Source organism: Kitasatospora sp. NPDC047058 (genome assembly GCF_040643935.1).
In the GTDB taxonomy this organism is placed as follows: Bacteria; Actinomycetota; Actinomycetes; order Streptomycetales; family Streptomycetaceae; genus Kitasatospora.
Window position 1 is genome coordinate 1 of sequence record NZ_JBEYVJ010000708.1, and the last position, 2347, is coordinate 2347.

2 protein-coding genes are annotated in these 2347 nt (G+C 73.5%); one reads left to right on the forward strand and one right to left on the reverse strand.

Translation table 11 applies throughout. The features are described 5' to 3' along the window. The coding region (locus ABZ885_RS39585; protein ID WP_360199811.1) for a hypothetical protein at nucleotides 1-480 on the reverse strand (480 nt) is incomplete at its 3' end. A 985-nt stretch (nucleotides 481-1465) separates the two neighbouring features. Here ABZ885_RS39585 and ABZ885_RS39590 point away from each other — a divergent pair. Further along, the gene (locus ABZ885_RS39590) at nucleotides 1466-2170 is read left to right on the forward strand and encodes a pyridoxamine 5'-phosphate oxidase family protein (protein WP_360199813.1); all 705 of its coding nucleotides are present in this window, start codon (nucleotides 1466-1468) and stop codon (nucleotides 2168-2170) included. Nucleotides 2171-2347 lie beyond the last annotated feature (177 nt).

Here is a 2347-nt window from a genome sequence, read left to right on the forward strand (position 1 = left end):
CCCGTCGAAGTCCGCCCAGCGCACTCGGCCCGAACCCGCCTCCGAACCCGCCCGCACAGTCCGGTCGCCGCCGATGAGGCTCGCGTGCGCGACGGCGCTCGGCGGCCAGTTGAAGGGGTCTCCGCCGACCGATCCGAAGTTGCTGGCGCTGTAGTCGACTCCAGTGATCTCGGTCAGGTAGACCTTCGGGGTCTCGCAGTAACTGGCCCAGTGGCAGACCACGGTCTTGTCCACGAGACCGTACTTGCCCGAGTGACCCGCGAGCCCGACCGCGGGATTGATGTACTCGTGGGCGGTCTTGCACTTGGTGATCGCGTACGCGGACACCTGGCCGCCTTCGCGGCCCATCACCACGCTGTTCGTGCAGTTCCCCCACGCTTGGGTGCCGTAGCCGGTCTCGGCGGACGCGGCGGCACCCGAGGCGATCACCGCCGCCAGTGCGCCGGACAGTACGACCGTGGATTTCCAGATGCTCTTCACGATGTTCCCCCGTGTGGTCAGGTCTGGACTGTCGACTTCCTGAAGGGCACCCATGGCGCGGCCGCGCCGGCCCTTCGGGTGAGCGGGGCACCTGACGGTGGCTTGCTCTGCCTGTGATCGCACGCTATAGCGGGCGAGATCTACGGATCGGGCGCAGCGTGCAACGTTCCTTGACAATGCGGGCCAAGGGGCTTGGGGCGCGTGGTGGCGAAGCTCGGTCGGGCTGGGCCTGTTGTTTGACCTCGTAGGTCACCCAACGTGCTGATCTGCGGTTTTCGCGGGACAGCAGAGACGGCCCTCACGCTTCGAGATGTCGACTCCTCGTCCGGGTGCCCCACGGCCCGGGCTGGCAGCGGCCGCCCCGTGCGATGAATCGACCTGCTCGGCCGGCCGCTTCCGCTCAGGCGGAGGGGCGGACCGCGAGGGCCGGGCGGATGCGGGCTGCGTGGCGGGCCGGGCCGGGTGCGGCCAGGAGGGATGCCGCCAGGGTGAGGATGGGCCCACTCGATCGGGAAGCCGCTTTCGAGTCCGGTGAAGGCAGAGCCATTCTGGGACATCAGCCAGGTGGTGAGCACACCGAGGAGACTGCCCAGCAGGACGCCTTCCAGCGCGACGGAGCCGCTCTCCCAGAGGACGAGCGCTCGACCGCCCGGGCCTGGCAGCCGAGGGCGCGCAGTCGTCGCCCACTCTCCTCGCCGGGGCCGGTGAGCTCGCAGGGCCGGTCGGTCCCCCGCCGGGACCCATCGGGGGTGTCTCCCGGTGCGCGGACCGGCCCGGGGGCGCGGGGCCGGTCGGACCTGCCCCGGGAGCGCCGGGGCCCACCGGCCTGCCGCCCGGGTCCGACCGGCCCTGCTCCGGCGGTGACACGGCAGCTGACGATGGGCGGTGAGGGCTCCGCGAGGAGCCGGTGACAGCGCCGGCGCGGGGCCGAGACCGTCCCGACCGGCGCCCCGGCCCGAGGCCGGGCCGACCCACGGAGGTACCGATGACGGACCCGCACGACCACGCGGAGTACCCCTGCCCGGCCAACCCCGGCGACCTCGGGCGACGGATCGCCCACCGCCGCCGGGAGCTGGGTCTCACCCGTGCGGAGGTGGCGGCGAGGAGCGGCATGGAGCCGGGATTCGTGGAGTTCGTGGAGACCAGCGCGTCGCCCCTCGGCGCCGGCGTGCTCACCAGGCTGGCCGACACGCTGGACACGACCGTCGGCGATCTGCTCGGCTGCGGCCACGAGGTGCCGCCCGGGCAGGCCCGGGCGAACGCCGGGGTGACACTGGAGGAGCTGGACCCGACGGCATGCTGGGCCAGGCTCTCACCGGGCGGTGTGGGCCGGGTGGTGTTGACGACGCCGGCCGGCGGGCCGGTCGCCCTTCCCGTCAACTACCGGGTGCTCGACGCCACCATCCTGTACCGCACGGCCACCGGCGGTCTGCTCGCCGATGTCGAGGGCCGGCAGGTCGCCTTCGAGGTCGACCGGCTCGACGAGGTGTTCGCCATCGGCTGGAGCGTGCTGGTCAGGGGCACCGCCACGGTCGTCCCCGACGAGGACGCGGTGCGCTGGTACGGGCGGCACGCCGACCCCGACCCGTGGGCCGGCGGCGAGCGCGACACCTGGGTGCGGATCAGGCCCGCCGGGATCAGCGGCCGGATCGTCCGAGGTGCCTGGGCGCCACCGGTCGGCCCCGGATAGCGCGGCGGCGCGGCCACAAGCCGGCCCACAACGCGACGATGTCCGGCTCGTCTCCGGTTCCGGAGACGAGCCGGACGCGAGTGCCGGCCGTGGACGGCGGCCCCGCTACCCCGCCACCGGGTCGAGGTCGTCCACGACCGGGCGGCGCGGGCTGGCGGCGCCGGGCGGGCCGTAGCC